The following is a 20,962-nucleotide window of genomic DNA, read 5'->3' on the forward strand; positions in this document are numbered from 1 at the left end:
GCACCCTCTCCCTCTCAGGTACTAGGGGCCGCCTGGGACGCGGGAGGGGCCGAGGCGGTGGAGCCGCGGACGACCAGCTCCGGCATGAAGACGAACTCGGAGTGCGGGGCCGGGGTGCCGCCGACCTCCTCCAGGAGGGCGCGGACGGCCGCCTGGCCCATCGCCTGGACCGGCTGCCGGATGGTGGTGAGCGGCGGGTCGGTGAAGGCTATGAGCGGGGAGTCGTCGAAGCCGACGACGGAGACGTCGCGGGGCACGTGCAGGCCCTGCTGGCGGGCGGCGCGGATGGCGCCGAGCGCCATCATGTCGGAGGCGCAGACCACGGCCGTGCACCCCTTGGCGATCAGGGCGGCGGTGGCCGCCTGGCCGCCTTCGAGGGTGTAGAGGGAGTGCTGGATCAGGTCCTCGGACTCCTCCGGGGTGAGGCCGAGGCGGTCCCGCATCCCCTTCTGGAAGCCCTCTATCTTGCGGAGCACCGGCACGAAGCGCTTCGGTCCGACGGCGAGGCCGATCCGGGTGTGGCCGAGGGCGGCGAGGTGGGTGACCGCCAGCTGCATGGCGGCCCGGTCGTCGGGGGAGACGAAGGGCGCCTGCACCTTGGGGGAGAAGCCGTTGATGAGGACGTACGGGACGCCCTTGCCGCGCAGCTGGTCGTAGCGGGAGGTGTCCGCGGTGGTGTCCGCGTGGAGCCCGGAGACGAAGATGATGCCGGCGACGCCGCGCTCCACCAGCATGTCGGTGAGCTCGTCCTCGGTGGACCCGCCGGGGGTCTGGGTGGCGAGCACCGGGGTGTAGCCCTGGCGGGTCAGGGCCTGCCCGATGACCTGCGCGAGGGCCGGGAAGATGGGGTTGTCCAGTTCGGGGGTGATCAGCCCGACGAGGCCGGCGCTGCGCTGGCGCAGCCGTACCGGTCGCTCGTAGCCGAGCACGTCGAGCGCGGCAAGGACGGATTCGCGGGTGGCGGTGGCCACACCGGGCTTGCCGTTGAGCACGCGGCTGACTGTGGCTTCACTGACCCCCGCCTGGGCTGCGATGTCGGCAAGCCGCGCGGTCATGACAGTGGACTGTACCGGTCACAGCGCGTGTTGCCCACCAGTGGGGGCGTGACCGATGGATGCAAGACCGCTCGCAAGACCGCTCGCAAGGTCTTGCAGTTCTTGCGGTGCGATACGTGGGGTGGTTGAGGCGGAACGGACTGTTCCGTGCGCGGTGGAGGGCTCCGCCGCTCAGGGCGTATCGGGCGAAAGGGCGGAAGGGGTGCCTCCGCGCTGCTGTCAAGCGGCCCTACGGCAACCTTCGGGACACGCAGATGTAACGATCCCCGGTCCTTGCAGAAATTTCACGCAAGGTCTTTCGACTCGTTTTCATCCCTGTTACGTTCCTGGCAACCCGGAGCGCCGCGAGGGAGCGGTCGCAATGAGGAAGGTTCCAGCCCCTCGTCTCCCCGGGATCATGTTGAAGGAGTTCACATGCGGCGTGGCATAGCGGCCACCGCGCTGGTCGCGGCCCTGGGCGTCACCCTGGCGGCGTGCGGCGGGAGCGACAGCGGTTCCAACGGCGGCTCGAAGGGCTCGGGCGAGCTCTCCGGCACCGTGACGTGGTGGGACACCTCCACGGTCGGTTCCGAGGACAAGGTCTTCAAGAAGCTGGCCGAGGACTTCACCAAGAAGCACCCGAAGGTCACCGTCAAGTACGTGAACGTGCCCTTCGGCGAGGCGCAGAACAAGTTCAAGAACGCCGCGCAGTCCGGCTCCGGCGCTCCCGACGTGATCCGCTCCGAGGTCGCCTGGACCCCCGAGTTCGCCGACCTCGGCTACCTCGCCCCGCTGGACGGCACCGCCGCGCTGAAGGACCAGGACGACTTCCTGGAGCAGGCCGCCGCCTCCACCAAGTACAACGGCAAGACCTACGCGGTGCCGCAGGTCATCGACTCCATGGGCATCTTCTACAACAAGAAGATCTTCAAGGACGCCGGTGTCGAGGTCCCGAAGAGCATCGCCGAGCTGAAGACCGTCTCCGCCACCATCAAGGAGAAGACCGGCAAGACCGGCCTGTACCTCCGCGGCGACGACCCGTACTGGTTCCTCTCCTTCCTGTACGGCGAGGGCGGCGACATGGTCGACGCCGCCAACAAGAAGGTCACCTTCGACGACCCGGCGGGCGTCAGCGCCTTCAAGACGGTCAAGGACCTCGTCGACTCCAAGGCCGCGATCACCGACGCGACCAACGGCTGGGACAACATGCAGGCCGCCTTCAAGGACGGCAAGGTCGCCATGATGATCAACGGCCCGTGGGCCGTCGCCGACACCTACGCGGGCAAGGAGTTCGCCGACAAGGCGAACCTCGGCATCGCCCCCGTCCCGGCGGGCACCGCCGGCCAGGGCGCCCCGCAGGGCGGCCACAACCTCGCCGTCTACGCCGGCTCCAAGAACCTCGACGCCTCCTACGCCTTCGCCGAGTACATGACCTCGGCCGAGAGCCAGGCCAAGGTCGCCGAGGAGCTCAGCCTCCTCCCGACCCGCCAGTCCTCCTACCTGCAGAAGGAGGTGGCCCAGAACCAGATGATCGCCTTCTTCAAGCCGGTCGTCGAGAAGGCCGTCGAGCGCCCCTGGATCCCCGAGGGCGGCAGCCTCTTCGAGCCGGTCAAGGTCGAGTACACCAAGGTCCTCACCGGTCAGACCACCCCGGAGGCCGGTGCCAAGGCCGTCGGCGACGCCTACCGCAAGCTCCTGAAGGACTGGAAGTAAGAAGGAAGGCAGGCCGGCTGATGGCTGTGGACACTCCCAGCCAGTCGGTGGCGAAGGCCGCGGGCGATGTCGCCCGCGGCCGGAGCCGCGGAACTGGTACCCCGCGACGGGCGGCGAAGCGCTCCCTCGCCACCCACTGGTACGCCTGGGCGATGGTCGCCCCGGTGGTGATCGTGATCGGCGTGATCATCGGCTATCCGCTGGTCCGCGGCATCTACCTGTCGTTCACCGATGCCAACGAGCGCAACGTCGCGCGATCGATCGGCGTCAACGAGATCCCGGCCACCTACGAGTTCATCGGCCTGGACAACTACACCGACGCGATCACCGGCAGCCAGTTCCTCGGCACGCTCGGCTGGACGGTCGTCTGGACCGTGTCCTGTGTGGCGATCACCTTCGTCCTCGGCCTGGCCCTCGCCAACATCCTCAACCGGAAGATCGCCGGCCGCTCCGTCTACCGGATGATGATCATCCTGCCCTGGGCGGTCCCCGGCTTCGTCTCGGTCTTCGCCTGGCGCTTCCTCTACGACGAGCGCCGCGGCCTGCTCAACCAGATCCTCTCCGGGGTCGGCCTCGACGCCGTCCCGTGGCTCAACGACCCGCTGATGGCCAAGTTCGCCGTCATCGCCGTCAACGTCTGGCTCGGCGTCCCCTTCATGATGGTCGCCCTCCTCGGCGGCCTCCAGTCCATCCCCGGCGAGCTCTACGAGGCCGCCGAGATGGACGGCGCCAACGCCTGGCAGCGCTTCCGCAACATCACCCTGCCCGGCCTGCGCTCCGTCTCCACCACGGTCCTGCTGCTCTCCACCATCTGGACCTTCAACATGTTCCCGGTGATCTTCCTGCTCACCCGGGGCGGACCCGGCGAGGCCACCCAGATCCTCGTCACCCAGGCGTACAAGTTCTCCTTCGAGATCAGCCCGCGCGACTTCGCCCAGTCGTCCACGTGGGGCGTCCTCATCCTGGTGCTCCTGATGATCTTCGCCGCGATCTACCAGCGCGTCCTCCGCAAGCAGGGAGAAGTCTGGTGACGACCACGACCCCCACGGCCCGCCACGCCGCGGCCCCGGCCATGAACGCCCCGATCCGCGGCCGCCGTTCGCCGCTCGCCTCGGTGGCGCTGCACCTCACCCTGATCGTCGCCTCCGTGGTCGCCGTCTTCCCGGTGCTGTGGGTCCTGCTGACCTCGCTCAAGCCCGCGAAGTACGCCACCACGACGGACTTCTTCAAGGAGACGACGTTCGAGAACTACACGAACCTGCTGAGGGACACCCCGTTCCTCACCTGGTTCGGGAACTCGCTCCTCGTCGCCGGACTCACCACGGTCGTCGGCGTCTTCATCTCCGCCACCACCGGCTACGCCGTCAGCCGCTTCCGGTTCCCCGGCAAGCGCGGCCTGATGTGGACCCTGCTCATCACGCAGATGTTCCCGGTCGCCGTCCTCATCGTGCCGATCTACAACATCATGGCGTCGCTGGGGCTGCTCAACCAGTCGGCCGGCCTGGTCATCACCTACCTGACCATCGCCGTCCCCTTCTGCGCCTGGATGATGAAGGGCTTCTTCGACGGCATCCCGCGCGAGATCGACGAGTCGGGGTACGTCGACGGGCTCACCCCCTTCGGCACCTTCTGGCGCCTCATCCTGCCGCTCGCCAAGCCGGGCATCGCGGTGACCGCCTTCTACTCCTTCATCACCGCCTGGGGCGAGGTCGCCTACGCCTCCGCCTTCATGGTCGGCGACGAGAACCTGACGCTCGCCGGCGGTCTGCAGAAGTTCGTCAACCAGTACGGGGCCCAGTGGGGTCCGATGACGGCGGCCTCCGTCCTCATCGCCATCCCCGCGGCCCTGGTGTTCCTCTTCGCCCAGCGCCACCTCGTCACCGGCATGTCCGCCGGTGCCGTCAAGGGCTGACGGTTGAGCGACCCACTTGTACGCCCCTCCTTACCTCCCAGGGAAGACATGACCCAGCACCTCGTCACCGCCGCCGCCGACGCCCCCACCACCGGCACCGACACCGGCTGGTGGAGAGACGCGGTGATCTACCAGGTCTACCCGCGCAGCTTCGCCGACGGCAACGGCGACGGCATGGGCGACCTGGAGGGCATCCGCAGCCGGCTGCCGTACCTCAAGGAGCTCGGCGTCGACGCCGTCTGGCTCTCCCCCTTCTACGCCTCCCCGCAGGCCGACGCCGGGTACGACGTCGCCGACTACCGGGCCATCGACCCGATGTTCGGCTCGCTGCTCGACGCCGACGCCCTGATCCGCGAGGCCCACGACCTGGGCCTGCGCATCATCGTCGACCTGGTCCCCAACCACTCCTCCGACCAGCACGAGTGGTTCCAGCGCGCCCTCCGCGAGGGCCCCGGCTCCCCGCTGCGCGAGCGCTACCACTTCCGCCCCGGCAAGGGCGAGAACGGCGAACTCCCGCCCAACGACTGGGAGTCCATCTTCGGCGGCCCCGCCTGGACCCGGGTGGCCGACGGTGAGTGGTACCTCCACCTCTTCGCGCCCGAGCAGCCGGACTTCAACTGGGAGCACCCGGCGGTCCGCGACGAGTTCCGCTCGATCCTGCGCTTCTGGCTCGACATGGGCGTCGACGGCTTCCGCGTCGACGTCGCCCACGGCCTGGTCAAGGCCGCCGGCCTGCCCGACATCGGCGCCCACGACCAGCTGAAGCTGCTCGGCAACGACGTCATGCCCTTCTTCGACCAGGAGGGCGTCCACGAGATCTACCGCTCCTGGCGGCAGATCCTCGCCGAGTACGACGGACAGCGCATCCTCGTCGCCGAGGCCTGGACCCCGACCGTCGAGCGCACCGCCAACTACGTGCGCCCCGACGAGATGCACCAGGCGTTCAACTTCCAGTACCTGGGCACGCACTGGGACGCGGCAGAGCTCCGACTTGTCATCGACGCCTCGCTGGAGGCGATGCGCCCGGTCGGCGCCCCCACCACCTGGGTGCTGTCCAACCACGACGTCACCCGGCACGCCACCCGCTTCGCCAACCCGGCGGGCCTCGGCACCCAGCTGCGCACCCCCGGCGACCGCGAGCTCGGCCTGCGCCGGGCCCGCGCCGCGACCCTGCTGATGCTGGCGCTGCCCGGCTCCGCCTACGTCTACCAGGGCGAGGAGCTCGGCCTGCCGGACGTCACCGACCTGCCCGACGAGGTGCGCCAGGACCCGTCCTTCTTCCGCGCCAGCGGCCAGGACGGCTACCGCGACGGCTGCCGGGTGCCGATCCCGTGGACCGTCGAGGGCTCCTCGTACGGCTTCGGCGACGGCGGCTCCTGGCTGCCGCAGCCGGCGGCCTGGGGCGCGCTCAGCGTCGAGGCGCAGACCGGCGACCCCGGCTCCACCCTGGAGCTGTACCGCAGCGCGCTCGCCGTGCGCCGCGAGCGCCCCGAACTCGGTGCGGGCGAGGCCGTGGAGTGGCTGGAGGCACCCGAGGGTGTGCTCTCCTTCCGCCGCGACGGCTTCGTCTGCACCGCCAACACCACCGGCCGGGCCATCACCGTCCCGCTGCCCGGCCGGTATCTCCTCTCCAACGAGGGCATCAGGATCGTCGACGACGCCGCAGAGGTGCCCGCCGACACCACCGTCTGGTGGGCGGTGTGACGATCCCCCCGCCGCGGGGCACCGGCAACGGCGCCCCGCGGCTCGCGGACATTGCGGCCCAGTCCGGGGTCAGCGAGGCCACCGTCAGCCGGGTCCTCAACGGCAAGGCGGGGGTGGCCGGCGCGACCCGGCACAAGGTGCTCGCGGCGCTCGACGTGCTCGGCTACGAGCGTCCCGTACGGCTCAAACGCCGCAGCGCGGGCCTCGTCGGGCTCGTCGTGCCCGAGCTGACCAACCCGATCTTCCCGGCCTTCGCGCAGGTCGTCGAGCAGGTGCTGGCCGGGCACGGGTACACCCCGGTGCTCTGCACCCAGATGCCCGGCGGCGCCACCGAGGACGAGCTGGTCGACCAGCTCGTCGAGCGCGGGGTGGCCGGCATCGTCTTCCTCTCCGGGCTGCACGCGGACGCCTCCGCCGACCCGGCGCGGTACGGCCGGCTGACCGAGCGGGGCGTGCCGTACGTCCTCATCAACGGCTACCACGAGCGGATCGACGCCACCTTCGTCTCCCCGGACGACCGGGCCGCGGCCCGGATGGCCGTGCGGCACCTGGCCGAGCTGGGGCACGAGCGGATCGGCCTCGCCATCGGCCCCACCCGTTACGTGCCCTCGCGCCGCAAGGCCGAGGGCTTCGCCGCCGAGCTGTACGAGTGCCTCGGCGTGGAGCGGGCGGAGGCCGAACGCTTCGTGCGGCCCACCCTGTTCGGCGTCGAGGGCGGGCACGCCGCCGCCGAGATCCTGCTCGACGAGGGGTGCACCAGCATCGTCTGCGGCTCCGACCTGATGGCGCTCGGCGTCGTCCGGGCCGCCCGCGCCCGGGGCCTCGACGTGCCCCGGGACGTCTCCGTCGTCGGCTTCGACGACTCCCCGCTGATCGCCTTCACCGACCCGCCGCTGACCACCGTGCGCCAGCCCGTGCAGGCCATGGCGACGGCGGCCGTCGGCGCGCTCCTGGAGGAGATCGAGGGCAATCCGGTGCAGCGCACCGAGTTCGTCTTCCAGCCGGAGCTCGTCGTGCGCGGGTCCACCGCGCAGCCGCCGCACACGGCTCCGTAACTCCTTGCGCAATCTCTTGCGATGGGCGTGCGCGAAGTATTGACCGCACGCCTGTACGCACCTACGGTCGCGGCTGAAAACAGTTGCTGAGAATTTCGGCAACTTCTTGCGAACAGCTCTCGACACGACAGGGACGTCGTCCAGGAGGAAGCATGGCAAGAAAGACCGTGGCCGCTGCACTCGCCCTCGTGGCGGGAGCCGCTGCGGCCGTCACGGCGAACGCCCCGGCCCAGGCCACCCCGCCGGGAACCAAGGACGTCACCGCGGTGATGTTCGAGTGGAACTTCGCCTCCGTGGCCCGTGAGTGCACCGACCGCCTCGGCCCCGCCGGCTACGGATACGTCCAGGTCTCCCCGCCCCAGGAGCACCTCCAGGGCAGCCAGTGGTGGACCTCGTACCAGCCCGTCAGCTACAGGATCGCCGGCCGGCTCGGGGACCGCACCGCCTTCAAGAACATGATCGACACCTGCCACGCCGCCGGCGTGAAGGTGGTCGCGGACTCGGTCATCAACCACATGGCCAACGGCTCCGGCACGGGAACGGGCGGGACCCCGTTCTCCAAGTACGACTACCCGGGCCTCTACTCCGGCTCCGACATGGACGACTGCCGGGCCACCATCTCGAACTACCAGGACCGGGCCGACGTCCAGAACTGCGAGCTCGTCGGCCTCCCCGACCTCGACACGGGCGAGGAGTACGTCCGCGGGAAGATCGCCGGCTACCTCAACGACCTGCTCTCGCTGGGCGTCGACGGCTTCCGCGTCGACGCCGCCAAGCACATGCCGGCCGCCGACCTCGCCGCCATCAAGGCCAAGCTGACGAATCCTTCCGTCTACTGGAAGCTGGAGGCCATCCACGGCGCCGGCGAGGCCGTCTCCCCGAGCGAGTACCTCGGCAGCGGCGACGTCCAGGAGTTCCGCTACGCCCGCGACCTCAAGCGCGTCCTGCAGAACGAGAAGCTCGCCTACCTGAAGAACTTCGGCGAGGCCTGGGGCCACATGCCCTCCGGCCAGTCCGCCGTCTTCGTCGACAACCACGACACCGAGCGCGGCGGCGACACCCTGAACTACAAGGACGGCGCGAACTACACCCTCGCCTCCGTCTTCATGCTCGCCTGGCCCTACGGCTCCCCGGACGTCCACTCCGGCTACGAGTGGACCGACAAGGACGCCGGCCCGCCCAACGGCGGCCAGGTGAACGCCTGTTACAGCGACGGCTGGAAGTGCCAGCACGCCTGGCGCGAGATCTCCTCCATGGTCGCCTTCCGCAACACCGCCCGCGGCGAGGCCGTCACGAACTGGTGGGACAACGGCAACAACGCGATCGCGTTCGGCCGCGGCTCCAAGGCGTACGTGGCCATCAACCACGAGTCCTCCGCCCTGACCCGCACCTTCCAGAGCTCCCTCCCGGCCGGCACCTACTGCGACGTCCAGTCGAACACCGCCGTGACCGTCAACGCCTCCGGCCAGTTCACCGCCACCCTGGGCGCCGACACCGCCCTCGCCCTGCACGTGAACGCCATGAGCTGCGGCGGCGGCACCACTCCCACCACCCCGCCGACCACGCCCCCCGCCACCACCGGCGCCTCCTTCAACGTCACCGCCACCACCGCGATGGGCCAGAACATCCACGTGGTCGGCAACCGCGCCGAGCTCGGCAACTGGGCCCCGGCCGCCGCCCTCAAGCTCGACCCCGCCACCTACCCGGTGTGGAAGCTGACGGTGAACCTGCCCGCCGGAACGTCCTTCGAGTACAAGTACATCCGCAAGGACGCGGCCGGGAACGTCACCTGGGAGTCCGGCGCCAACCGCACCGCGACCGTCCCCGCCTCCGGCCAGGTCGTCCTGAACGACACCTTCCGCAGCTGAGCCGAGCTGAGCTGAGCTGAGCCCCCTCCCTCCGCAGGGCCGCCCCGACCGGGGCGGCCCCCTCTTCCCGTACCTCCAGGGAGCCCCCGTGATACCCAAGCGAACGGCCGTGGCGCTCGCCGCCGCCCTCGTCGCCGCCCTCGTCCCGGCCCTGCCCGCGACCGCCGCGCCCCGCCCGCCGGCCCCGCCCTCGGACCGGACCCTCGCCGCGGAACCGGCCCGCCAGGACCTCACCCGCGAGCAGTTCTACTTCGTGCTGCCCGACCGGTTCGCCAACGGCGACACCTCCAACGACAAGGGCGGCCTCACCGGCAGCCGTACCTCCACCGGCTTCGACCCCACCGACAAGGGCTTCTACCAGGGCGGCGACCTCAAGGGGCTCACCCAGCGCCTGGACTACATCAAGGGCCTCGGCACCACCGCCATCTGGATGGCGCCGATCTTCAAGAACCGGCCCGTGCAGGGCGAGGGCAAGGACGCCAGCGCCGGCTACCACGGCTACTGGATCACCGACTTCACCCAGGTCGACCCGCACTTCGGCACCAACGACGACCTGAGGAAGCTCATCGCCGCCGCCCACGCCAAGGGCATGAAGGTCTTCTTCGACGTCATCACCAACCACACCGCCGACACCGTCGACTACGCCGAGAAGAAGTACGGCTACCGCCCCAAGGGCGCCTACCCCTACCTCGACAAGGACGGCCGCCCCTTCGACGACCGCGCCGCCATCGGGAAGGTCGACGCCGACTCCTTCCCGTACACCCCCGTCGAGCGGAGCGGCGACAAGGTCCCCGCCTGGCTCAACGACCCGACGATGTACCACAGCCGCGGCGACTCGACCTGGCAGGGCGAGTCCGCCGAGTACGGCGACTTCGTCGGCCTCGACGACCTGTGGACCGAGCGCCCCGAGGTCGTCGAGGGCATGCGGAAGATCTACGAGACGTGGGTCCGCGACTTCGACATCGACGGCTTCCGCATCGACACCGTCAAGCACGTCGACCTCGACTTCTGGACCCAGTGGGCCACCGCCCTCGACAAGTACGCCGCTCAGCAGGGCCGCGAGGACTTCTTCATGTTCGGCGAGGTCTACTCCGCCGACACCGCCGTCACCGCCCCCTACGTCACCCGCGGCCGGCTCGACGCCACCCTCGACTTCCCCTTCCAGGACGCCGCCCGCGCCTTCGCCTCCCAGGGCTCCGGCGCCGACCGCCTCGCCAAGGTCTTCGCCGAGGACTACAAGTACACCGCTCGCCATGCCAACGCCTACGAGCAGGTCACCTTCCTCGGCAACCACGACATGGGCCGCTTCGGCACCTTCCTGAAGCAGGACAATCCGAACGCCTCCGACGCCGAACTCGTCCGCCGCGCCACGCTCGCCAACGAGCTGATGTTCCTCTCCCGCGGCAACCCGGTGGTCTACTCCGGCGACGAGCAGGGCTTCACCGGCGCCGGCGGCGACAAGGACGCCCGCCAGCCCCTCTTCGCCACTCAGGTCGCCGACTACCTCGACGACGACCGGCTCGGCACCGACCGCGGCCACGACACCGACGCGTACGACACCGGCCACCCGCTCTACCGGTCGATCGCCGCCCTGTCGAAGCTCACCCGCGAACACCCCGCCCTCCGCGACGGCGTCCAGCGCGAGCGCCTCGCCGAAGGCTCCGTCTACGCCGCCTCCCGCACCGACGCGAAGCAGCGCGTCGAGTACCTCGTCGCCGCCAACGGCTCCACCGAGGCGAAGACCGTCTCCGTCCCCGTCGACTCCGCCTCCTTCCGGACCCTGTACGGCGGCCAGGGCGCCGTCGCGGCGAAGGACGGCGAGGTCACCGTCACCGTCCCCGCCCTCTCCACCCTCGTCCTCAAGGCCGACCGGCCCCTCCCGGCCGTCACCGGCAAGCCGACCGTCGCGCTCAAGGCCCCCGCCGCCGGCTCCACCGGCACCGTCGAGCTCACCGCCGACGTCACCGGCGACGCCCTCAGCCGCGTCGTCTTCGCCGCCCAGGTCGGCAACGGCCGCTGGCAGACCCTCGGCACCGCCGACCACGCCCCCTACAAGGTCACCCAGCACGTGACCGCCCCCGCCGGCACCCCGCTCCGCTACAAGGCCGTCGTCGTCGACGCCGCCGGACACACCGCGAGCACCACCGCCGCCACCACCGCGGGCGCGCCCCCCGCGCCCGAGAAGCCCGTCGCCGTCGAGCGCCCGTACGCGATCGTCCACTACAAGCGCGAGGACGGCGACTACGACGGCTGGACCCTCGACGCCGCGGGCCGGCAGGCCGCGTTCACCGGCCGCGACGCCTTCGGCGCCTTCGCCTGGGTCAAGGTCCCCGAGGGCGCCTCCTCCGTCGCGTACACCGTCGAGAAGGCGGGCACCGCCGACGGCCCCCGGCGCACCATCCAGCTCGGCCGCACCGGCGAGGTCTGGATCACCCAGGGCCAGGACGGCCAGTCCGACACCAACCCGGCCCCGACCGCCCCGGACAAGACCAAGGCCGTCATCCACTACCAGCGCCCGGACGGGAACTACGACGGCTGGGGCCTCCACCTGTGGACCGGCGCCGCCCAGCCCACCGACTGGTCCAAGCCCCTCCTCCCGACCCGCGTCGACGCCTACGGCGCCGTCTACGAGGTCCCGCTCGCCGAGGGCGCCACCTCCCTCTCGTACATCCTCCACAAGGGCGACGAGAAGGACCTCCCCACCGACCAGTCCCTCGACCTCGCCGCCACCGGCCACGAGATCTGGCTCCTCGCCGGACAGCCCAAGCACCTCCTGCCGACCTCCGGCGGCGCCCCCGCCCTCGACCTCTCCAAGGCCGAGGCCCAGTGGATCGACCGGAACACCGTCGTCTGGAAGGTGAAGGCGAACGACTCCACCAGCCAGCAGCTCGTCTACGCCCCCGACGGCGGCATCACCGTCACCGACGGCGCCCTCAGCGGCGAAGGCCAGTGGCTCCGGCTGAACGCGGGCAGCCTCACCGACGCCCAGAAGGCGAAGTTCCCGCACCTCAAGGACTACCCCGCCTTCACCGTCGACCCCCGCGACGCCGACCGCGTCCGCGCCTCCCTGCGCGGCCAGCTCCTCGCCACCCAGCGGGCCGCCAACGGCGCCCTGCTCGCCGCCACCGGCGTGCAGACCGCCGGCGTCCTCGACGACCTGTACGCGGCGAAGGCCACCACCAGGGCCCTCGGCCCGGTCTTCCGCCACGGCCGGCCGACCCTCTCCGTGTGGGCCCCCACCGCCCAGTCCGTCGCCCTCGAACTCGACGGCAGGACCGTCCGCATGCGGCGCGACCACACCACCGGCGTCTGGTCCGCCACCGGCGACCGCTCCTGGACCGGCAAGCCCTACCGGTACGTCGTGAAGGTCTGGGCGCCCACCGTCGGCAAGCTCGTCGAGAACCGCGTCACCGACCCCTACTCGACCGCCCTCACCGCCGACTCCGCCCGCAGCCTCGTCGTCGACCTCGCCGACCCGAAGCTCGCCCCCGCCGGCTGGAAGACCCTGGCGAAGCCGGCCGCCGTGCCGCTGCGCGACGCCCGCATCCAGGAACTCCACGTCCGCGACTTCTCCGTCGCCGACCCCACCGCCGAGGCCGGCCACCGCGGCACCTTCCTCGCCTTCACCGACAAGGACAGCAAGGGCTCGAAGCACCTCAAGGCCCTCGCCGACTCCGGCACCAACTACGTCCACCTCCTCCCGGCCTTCGACATCGGCACCATCCCCGAGAAGAAGTCCGACCAGGCCGAACCCGCCTGCGACCTGAAGGTCTACGCCCCCGACTCCGAGGAGCAGCAGGCCTGCGTCGCCGAGGCCGCCGCCAAGGACGCGTACAACTGGGGCTACGACCCCCTGCACTACACCGTCCCCGAGGGCTCCTACTCCACCGACCCGAACGGCACCCGCCGCACGGTCGAGTTCCGGCGGATGGTCCAGGCCCTCAACGGCCAGGGCCTGCGCACCGTCATGGACGTCGTCTACAACCACACCGTCGCCGCCGGACAGTCCGACAAGTCCGTCCTCGACCGGATCGTCCCCGGCTACTACCAGCGCCTCCAGGACGACGGCACCGTCGCCACCTCCACCTGCTGCGCCAACACCGCGCCCGAGAACGCCATGATGGGCAAGCTCGTCGTGGACTCGGTCGTCACCTGGGCGAAGCAGTACAAGGTCGACGGCTTCCGCTTCGACCTCATGGGCCACCACCCCAAGGAGAACATCCTCGCCGTCCGCGCGGCGCTCGACGCCCTGACCGTCGAGAAGGACGGCGTCGACGGCAAGGCGATCGTCCTCTACGGCGAGGGCTGGAACTTCGGCGAGATCGCCGACGACGCCCGCTTCGTCCAGGCCACCCAGAAGAACATGGCCGGCACCGGCATCGCCACCTTCTCCGACCGGGCCCGCGACGCCGTCCGCGGCGGCGGCCCCTTCGACGAGGACCCCGGCGTCCAGGGCTTCGCCTCCGGCCTCTACACCGACCCCAACGCCTCCACCGCCAACGGCACCCCGGAGCAGCAGAAGGCCCGCCTCCTGCACTACCAGGACCTCATCAAGGTCGGCCTGAGCGGCAACCTGGCCTCGTACTCCTTCACCGACACCTCCGGGCGCGCGGTCAAGGGCTCCGAGGTCGACTACAACGGCGCCCCGGCCGGCTACGCCGCCGTCCCCGGCGACGCCCTCGCCTACGCCGACGCCCACGACAACGAGACCCTCTACGACGCCCTCGCCTTCAAGCTCCCGGCCGGCACCTCCGCCGCCGACCGGGCCCGCATGCAGGTCCTCGCCATGGCCACCGCCACCCTCTCCCAGGGCCCGGCGCTCTCCCAGGCCGGCACCGACCTGCTCCGCTCCAAGTCCCTCGACCGCAACTCCTACGACAGCGGCGACTGGTTCAACGCGATCCACTGGGACTGCCGCGACGGCAACGGCTTCGGCATCGGCCTCCCGCCGGCCGCCGACAACAAGGCCAAGTGGGGCTACGCCAAGCCGCTCCTCACCCACCCCGACCTGACGGTCGGCTGCAACGAGATCGACGGCGCCTCCGCCGCCTACCGGGACCTCCAGAGGATCCGCGCCACCGAGCCCGGCTTCTCGCTGGCCACGGCCGGACAGGTGCAGTCCGCCCTCTCCTTCCCGCTCTCCGGGAAGGACGAGACCCCGGGCGTGATCACCATGCGCCTCGGCGACCTCGTCGTCGTCTTCAACGCGACCCCGGGCGAGGCGGAGCAGACGGTCGCCGCCCTGGCCGGCACGGCCTACGGCCTGCACCCCGTCCAGGCGAACGGCTCCGACGCCGTGACCAGGTCCGCCTCGTACGAGGCCGGTTCGGGCACCTTCACGGTCCCGGCCCGCACGGTCGCCGTCTTCAAGGCCGCCACGACCTGACCAAGTCGTCGCGAAGGTCCCGGCCGTCCTTGTGCGGCCGGGACCTCCGTGGTGACGCTGTGGCCGGACACCCCGTACGAGCACGAGAGGCCGTCATGCCGCAGATCACCGTCGACCATTCCGTCCCCTTCGACCGGCGGGCCTTCGCGCTCGACCTCCACGGCCTCGTCGCGGAGACCGTCAGCACCTCCGTCGGCAACTGCAAGACCCGCTTCCGGGAGGTCGCGGAGACCTTCGTCGCCGACGGCACCACCGACGCCGCGATGGTCAACGTCGAGATCGCCTTCGCCTCCGGGCGGACCGACGCGCTCAAGACCCACCTCGCGCAGGGCGTGCTCGCCCTGCTGCACCGGCACCTCAAGGGCGCCGAAGGGGTACGCCTCGCCGTCGAGGTCCGCGACCTGGAGAAGGCCTACCGCAGGGTCTGATCCGGCACGGCGGGCAGGGGGGCCGGCGGCGCCAGTTCGAGCAGCCGGCCCACCAGCTCGGCGAACGGACCGTCCGCCGGCTCCTCGGCGAGCACCGCCGTCAGCACCTTCGCCGTCTGCTCGTCGTGGACCGCGCTCACCGCCGTCAGCGCCGCGAAGTCGTGCACCAGCTTCCGCTCCAGCTCCGCGCGCGGCACCCGCCGCCCGTCCAGCCACAGCAGCGCCGTCGACTCCGCGAGCGACACCCAGGACCGCACGACCAGTTCGAGCCGCGGCGACGGCTCCGCCACCCCGAGATGGGCCACGATCTGCTCGTACGCGGCCTGCCGCACCTCGTCGATCATCGCGTTGGTCGTCGACGAACCCACCGCGGGACCGCCCCGCATCAGCGCCGCGAAACCGGGCCCGTGGTCGTCGACGAAGTCGAAGAACCGGCCCATCACCCGCAGCAGCCGCGCCCCGAGGGGGCCCTGCGGCGGCTCCAGGAAGCGGGCCGCGAGCTCGTCGGCCGCGCGCCGCAGCGCCGCCTCGTACAGGCTCTGCTTGCCGGGGAAGTAGTGGTAGACCAGCGGCCGGGAGATGCCCGCGGCGGCGGCTATCTCGTCGATGGAGACCTCGTCGGGGGAGCGGCTGCTGAAGAGTTCGAGGGCCACCCCGATCAGCTGCTGCTTGCGCTCCTCGACGCCCATCCTGCGCCGCACACCGGTCGTCATACGAACAGCCTATCGGGGTCCGTTACGCTCCTCGTCCATGACAGCTTCCGACCAGGACACCCCGGCCGCCGAGAACCCCGAGAAGCCCGAGCCCGACGCCGCAGCGGAGGAGCGGGAACCGGAGGAGCCGGACGAGGAGCCGGAGGAGCCCGCGCCCGGCGAGGGCATGACGCCCAAGCAGGCGAGACGGCTGCGCGTGGCGGCCGCCTCGGTCCTGCTGGTGGCGATGGGCGTGATCCTGGTGATCCGCCTCGCGAGCCGCACCTCCGTGCTGGTCGTCGGCGTCTACGGCCTCGCGATGATCCTCTGCGGGATCGTCATCGAGCTGGCCCGCAACGGCCGTACCCGGCTCGGCACCTGGCTGCTCGTGGGCGGCCTCGCGGCCGCCCTCGCCTTCGACTGGCTGATCCTGCCCTGACGCCCCAGAGCCACGGACGCCCAGAGCCACGGACGCCCAGAGCCACGGACACCCAGGGCCCCGGACGCCCCGGAGCCCCGGACGTCCTAGAGATCCAGGACGAGCTTCTTCCCGGCGCAGCGCGACACGCAGATCAGCATCGAGTCCGCCCGCTCCGCGTCGGTGAGCAGCTCGTCCCGGTGGTCGACCTCGCCCTCCAGAACGGTCTGCCGGCAGGTGCCGCAGAAGCCCTGCGTGCAGGAGTACATGAGGCCCGGCACCTCCTCCCGTACGGCCGCGAGCACCGACCGGTCGGCGGCGACGGCCACCGTCCGCCCGGAGCGCCGGAGTTCGACCTCGAAGGCGGTGCCGCCGGCCGGGGCGAGCGCCGAGAAGCGCTCCAGGCGGGCGGTACGGCCCTCCGGCAGCGCGGCGGAGACGGCGTCCATCAGCCCGTCGGGGCCGCAGCAGTAGACCTGCGTCTCGGCCGGCACCTGCGCCAGGAAGGACAGGTCCGGATACCCGTCCTCGTCCTCCGCGACCACCGTCACCCGGTCCCCGCCGAGACGGAGCAGATCGGCCAGGTACGGCATCGAGGCGCGGGACCGTCCGCAGTACACGAGCCGCCAGTCCGCGCCCGCCGCCTCCGCGGCCCTGACCATGGGCAGGACCGGGGTGATCCCGATGCCGCCGGCGACGAAGGCGTACGCGGGGGAGTCGACCAGCGGGAAGCGGTTGCGCGGTCCCCGGATCTCGATCTCGGCGCCCTCGTGGAGCTGTTCGTGCACCTCGCGCGAGCCGCCCCGGCCGCCCCGCTCCTCCTCGATGAGCCGGGTCGCGATCCGGTAGACGCCGGCCTGGGCCGGGTCGCCGCAGAGCGAGTACTGCCGCACCTGCCCGGAGGGAAGCACGACGTCGATGTGGGCGCCGGGCTCCCAGGACGGCAACCGCTCGCCCTCCAGGCGCAGTTCGACGACGCCCTCGGCGGGGACGGCCCGGCCGGTGACGAGCACCCGGCGCGGGACGGTCGCCCCGCGCCCGTACCCGGAGACCGGCGTCTCCAGGGACGGCATCGGCCACAGCGGCGCGGTCGTCATCCGCGAGCGGACCGCCCGGCGGACGAGGAGCGCGGCGCCGGCGACGAGCGCGACGGTGGTGAACCGGGCCATCAGCGGCCTCCGTTGGCGCCGGGGGAGGAGGCGAGGTAGGCGACGGCCTGCGCGGTGTCACCCTCCTGGGAGGGGTGGTAGGCGCGGCTCAGGTAGCGGGGTATCGAGCGCAGCACGTCCGGGGTGGCGGGCAGCACGCCCTCGCGGCCCCTGCGGTAGAAGTCCGCCCAGGACGCCTTGGGGTCGAGCAGGCTCGGGTCGTTCTCCAGGAAGAAGCGGACCCCGCGCTGCCAGAGGAAGACCAGCGCGCCGAAGGCGAGCGCCCAGGTGCGGGCGCGGCGCCGGTAGCCGCCGTCGAGGTGCATGAACAGCTCGAAGGCGACCGCCCGGTGCTCGACCTCCTCGGCGCCGTGCCAGCGCAGCAGGTCCATCATCATCGGGTCGGCGCCCCGCCGGTCGAGCTCCTCGGCGTTGAGCACCCAGTCGCCGAGGAAGGCGGTGTAGTGCTCGATCGCGGCGATCAGCGCGACCCGCTCCATCAGCCACCAGCGGCGGGCCCGGCCCGGCGGCAGCGTCCGGTCGCCGAGCAGCTTCTCGAAGAACCAGTCGACCTGCGCGGTGTACGGCGTCGGGTCGAGCCCCTGCCCGCGCAGGTGCGGCAGCACGTCGTCGTGCGCCTGCGAGTGCACGGCCTCCTGCCCGATGAAGCCGATGACGTCCTCGCGCAGCCGGTCGTCGGTGATGTACGGCAGCGCCTGCTGGTAGACGTGCACGAACCACCGCTCCCCGGCCGGGAGGAGCAGGTGCAGCACGTTGATCGTGTGCGTGGTGAAGGGGTCGCCGGGAACCCAGTGGAGAGGTGTCTCCCGCCAGTCGAAGGCGACCTTGCGCGCCTTGAGCTCGACGTGCTCCGACGCCACCGGTGCAGGCTGCGTATTAGACATGACGTCAATGTACTGAGGAGTAAGCACGGGGAACAGACTCGTGCAGACGCTTTTTGGGCGAGGGCTACGGGCGTGGGGCCCCGCCCCGTCGCGGGCGTCCGGGGAGGGCTACGGGCGCGGGCCTGCCCCTCCCGCGCGTCCGGGTTCAGCCGGGGTACGGGGGAGGGAGTACGGGCGCGGGCTCGTCCCCTCCCGGGCGTCCGGGTTCAGCGGAGGGCGGGCATCCGGCGGCCGTCCTTCAGGGTCGCGCTCGGCTCAGCCGGGGGGCGGGGGACGGCGGAAGGGTTGCGAGCGCGAGCTCGTCCCCTCCCGGGCGTCCGGGTTCAGCGGAGGGCGGGCATCCGGCGGCCGTCCTTCAACGTCGCGCTCAGCTCCGCGCGGGCGCCCGCCGGCGCCTTCGCCGCCAGGACCGGCCCCGCGGCCCGGGCCGTGACCCCGCCCTCGACCCGCACCGACGCCACGTCAGGGCCGCCCGCGGCAAGCACGTACCAGCCGCCGGCCGGCGCCTGCCACAACGCCCCGGCCAGCACCCTCGGCTCCCGCAGCCCGCACGCGGGCGCGTCCTGCGCACGGGAGGCGAGCGCGGCCGGGACCTTCGGGTCCGGCGGCAGGAACTGGGCGAGGACCCGGCTGCCGGTGCCCCGCCAGGTCTCCGCCCGGGTGCACACCCAGGCCGCCCGCCCCGCGCCCTCCGGCAGCGGCTGCCGGGCGAACCGCCAGGCCCGCACCGAGCCCACCCCCTGCCCGAGGACCGTCGTCAGCTGGCACGCCGTCCGCGCCCAGACCGCCCGCGCCTCGCGGCCCGTGGCGTCCACGGGCGCGCCGGGCGGCCCCCACAGCAGCCGGGCCGGCACCAGCTCGCCGAGGTCGCCGAGCAGCCGGCCGCCGGAGTCGTCCGTCACCTGGAGGGTGTTCCACCGCGCGCACTCCTTCGCGAGTGCGGGGCTCGGCACCGCGTCGGTCACCCCGTGCCCGTCCCGCCCCAGCGCCCACGGCTCCTTGGCGGGCATCAGTAGATCCCGTACGGCCGTCCCGGTCACCCACGGCGCGGTCAGATACCGCACGTTGCCCGCCGCCCGCGTCACCACGACCGCGCTCGCGCCGGGCCCTTCCGCGCCGTCGGTACGGGCGAAGTCGAGCGCGGCGCCGGCCGTCCCCTCCACCGGCTCGGCGTACCGCACGATCCGCAGCCCGTCGTGGAACAGCACCACCCGGGCCGCGTCCACCCGCCCCGCGAACAGCAGCTGCGGCGGCCCCATCGGCGGCCCGACCGGCGTGCCCGGCGTCGCCGAGGACGCCACCGCCCCGCCGGGCCGCGCCCACACCGCGAGCGCCCGCCGCAGCAGCGGCGCGTCCCCGGCGAGCTCCCCGCGCGCCGGCCACACCGAGAAGTCCCGCCGTACGGCGCCGGGCCAGACGGCCGGCGCGACCCGCTTCACCTTCGCCGGGTCGAGCGCCGCCTCGGCGGCGGGGTTACGGGCGTAACTCGGCGCCGCAGCACCGTTTCTGCCCCACCCGTCACCCGGCAGCCCGAGCAGCGTCCCGCACACCAGCAGCGCCACCACCCCGACGAGCACCGCCCGCCCGTGCTGCCGCCGCCGCAACAGATCCCCGGGCCGCGCCTGCAGCGTGCACGGGTCGAACTCGGCCGATTCGAGCAACGAGGCCCCACTGAGACGCCGGCGCGCCGCCCGGTCCCCGACCCCGTCGCCACCGGGCCGCGATTCCGCGCGCGGCACGCCGCCGGCCCCGCCGGTCCCGGCATCCCTCGCCCCGGTGTCTCCGGCCCTCGCCCCGCCGGTCCCACCGGTCCCGGAGACGGCGCCCGCCCCGGCACCTCCCGCCCCGGTATCTCCGATCCCGCCGGTCCCGGAGACGGCGCCCGCCCCGGTACCTCCGGTCCCCGCCGCGGCCCCCGTCGCCGGCGTGCCGGCCGCCCCCAGCGGCCCGCCGCCGCGGGTGCGACCGGGCCCGGCCTGTCCGCCCACCCGGTCGGGGCGCTCGCCGGGGCGCTTGCCGGAGTGCTCGCCGGAGCGACCCGGGCCGGCGGTGGGGCCCTCGGGGCGGCCCTCCGGCCCGCCGGCCGCGAGGCCCTCGCCCTCCTCGGGCGCCTCCGTCTCCTCCAGCGCGGCCAGTTCGGCGAGGGCCGCCTCCGGATCCCGGGCGCCCGCCACGGCCAGCACCCGGAGGACCTCCGCGTCGCCCTGCCGCTCCAGGCCGCGCAGCACGTACGCGGCGCGGGCCGGGGCGGAGAGCCGGGCGAGCAGCTGGTCCAGGGCGAGTTCGTCCGCCCCGCCGGCCCGGGGGAACAACCGCAGCCCCCACACCTGCGGCAGCAGCGGCGGCAACTGCGCCCGGCGCGGCACGGCGAGCCGCCGCAGCGGCAGCCCGGCGACAAGCGCCTGCCGCAGCACTTCGCCCCGCACGTACGCGTACCCGGGATCCACCGCGTCCTCGGGCCGCCGGGGCTCCGGTACGGCGGGCCCCGGCACCCGCCGGCGCGGCAGCGCCCGCTGCACCAGCGCGTGCGCGGTCAGCACCCGCCGTTTGCGGCCCATCGTCGGCGGCAGGACCAGATAGGCGATGCGTACGAGCCGGGGATAGCGCTCGACGAGGGCGGCCTCGGCCTGCTCGACGTCGACGGGGCCCACGGGCGAGGGAACGAGATCCTGGGTGCTCACGTTCAGCAGAACGAGCGA

At 72.3% G+C, this 20,962-nt stretch carries 14 protein-coding genes; 9 read left to right on the plus strand and 5 right to left on the minus strand.

Annotated features, from left to right (window positions below):
• Window positions 1-14: 14 nt before the first annotated feature.
• On the minus strand, window positions 15-1,055 hold the full coding sequence (locus HHL19_RS03845) for a LacI family DNA-binding transcriptional regulator (RefSeq protein WP_169085465.1): 1,041 nt from the start codon (window positions 1,053-1,055) through the stop codon (window positions 15-17).
• Window positions 1,056-1,469: 414 nt separating this feature from the next.
• Here HHL19_RS03845 and HHL19_RS03850 point away from each other — a divergent pair, with 414 nt between their 5' ends.
• From HHL19_RS03850 to HHL19_RS03885, 8 genes are all read left to right on the plus strand, one after another.
• The gene (locus HHL19_RS03850; protein ID WP_169085467.1) at window positions 1,470-2,747 is read left to right on the plus strand and encodes an extracellular solute-binding protein; all 1,278 of its coding nucleotides are present in this window, start codon (window positions 1,470-1,472) and stop codon (window positions 2,745-2,747) included.
• A gap of 20 nt (window positions 2,748-2,767) precedes the next feature.
• Window positions 2,768-3,778 carry a sugar ABC transporter permease gene (locus HHL19_RS03855; RefSeq protein ID WP_169085469.1) on the plus strand — a complete coding sequence of 337 codons (1,011 nt, stop codon included), beginning with the start codon at window positions 2,768-2,770 and terminating at the stop codon, window positions 3,776-3,778.
• Between the two features lie 41 nt (window positions 3,779-3,819).
• Window positions 3,820-4,659, plus strand: a complete 840-nt coding sequence (locus HHL19_RS03860; RefSeq protein ID WP_169086291.1) for a carbohydrate ABC transporter permease — start codon at window positions 3,820-3,822, stop codon at window positions 4,657-4,659.
• 48 nt (window positions 4,660-4,707) lie between these two features.
• A complete protein-coding gene (locus tag HHL19_RS03865; protein WP_169085470.1) occupies window positions 4,708-6,363 on the plus strand; it encodes an alpha-amylase family glycosyl hydrolase in 1,656 nt (551 codons plus the stop codon).
• Entirely contained in the window at window positions 6,351-7,418 is a 1,068-nt protein-coding gene (locus tag HHL19_RS03870; protein WP_169085472.1) for a LacI family DNA-binding transcriptional regulator, read from the plus strand. The genes HHL19_RS03865 and HHL19_RS03870 overlap by 13 nt, the downstream gene beginning before the upstream one ends.
• A 152-nt stretch (window positions 7,419-7,570) precedes the next feature.
• A complete protein-coding gene (locus HHL19_RS03875) occupies window positions 7,571-9,286 on the plus strand; it encodes a carbohydrate-binding module family 20 domain-containing protein (protein ID WP_169085474.1) in 1,716 nt (571 codons plus the stop codon).
• An 88-nt stretch (window positions 9,287-9,374) separates the two neighbouring features.
• The gene (pulA, locus tag HHL19_RS03880) at window positions 9,375-14,672 is read left to right on the plus strand and encodes a pullulanase-type alpha-1,6-glucosidase (RefSeq protein ID WP_169085476.1); all 5,298 of its coding nucleotides are present in this window, start codon (window positions 9,375-9,377) and stop codon (window positions 14,670-14,672) included.
• Between the two features lie 95 nt (window positions 14,673-14,767).
• Window positions 14,768-15,100, plus strand: coding sequence for an isomerase (locus HHL19_RS03885; RefSeq protein ID WP_169085478.1), 333 nt, complete (start codon window positions 14,768-14,770; stop codon window positions 15,098-15,100).
• Here HHL19_RS03885 and HHL19_RS03890 read toward each other — a convergent pair.
• The gene (locus HHL19_RS03890) at window positions 15,085-15,813 is read right to left on the minus strand and encodes a TetR/AcrR family transcriptional regulator (RefSeq protein ID WP_169085480.1); all 729 of its coding nucleotides are present in this window, start codon (window positions 15,811-15,813) and stop codon (window positions 15,085-15,087) included. The genes HHL19_RS03885 and HHL19_RS03890 overlap by 16 nt on opposite strands.
• Before the next feature lie 37 nt (window positions 15,814-15,850).
• Here HHL19_RS03890 and HHL19_RS03895 point away from each other — a divergent pair, with 37 nt between their 5' ends.
• Entirely contained in the window at window positions 15,851-16,231 is a 381-nt protein-coding gene (locus HHL19_RS03895; RefSeq protein ID WP_169085482.1) for a hypothetical protein, read from the plus strand.
• Window positions 16,232-16,317: 86 nt separating this feature from the next.
• Here the strand turns inward: HHL19_RS03895 and HHL19_RS03900 are convergent, their stop codons facing one another.
• From HHL19_RS03900 to HHL19_RS03910, 3 genes are all read right to left on the minus strand, one after another.
• Window positions 16,318-17,379, minus strand: coding sequence for a PDR/VanB family oxidoreductase (locus tag HHL19_RS03900; RefSeq protein ID WP_169085484.1), 1,062 nt, complete (start codon window positions 17,377-17,379; stop codon window positions 16,318-16,320).
• Window positions 17,379-18,263 (minus strand): metal-dependent hydrolase, encoded by an 885-nt coding sequence (locus HHL19_RS03905; RefSeq protein WP_169085486.1) that lies wholly within the window; start codon window positions 18,261-18,263, stop codon window positions 17,379-17,381. The genes HHL19_RS03900 and HHL19_RS03905 overlap by 1 nt, the downstream gene beginning before the upstream one ends.
• A 323-nt stretch (window positions 18,264-18,586) precedes the next feature.
• A complete protein-coding gene (locus tag HHL19_RS03910; RefSeq protein ID WP_169085488.1) occupies window positions 18,587-20,944 on the minus strand; it encodes a hypothetical protein in 2,358 nt (785 codons plus the stop codon).
• Window positions 20,945-20,962 lie beyond the last annotated feature (18 nt).

Origin of the sequence: Streptomyces sp. R302 (genome assembly GCF_012927245.1) — a bacterium.
Taxonomy (GTDB): Bacteria; Actinomycetota; Actinomycetes; order Streptomycetales; family Streptomycetaceae; genus Streptomyces.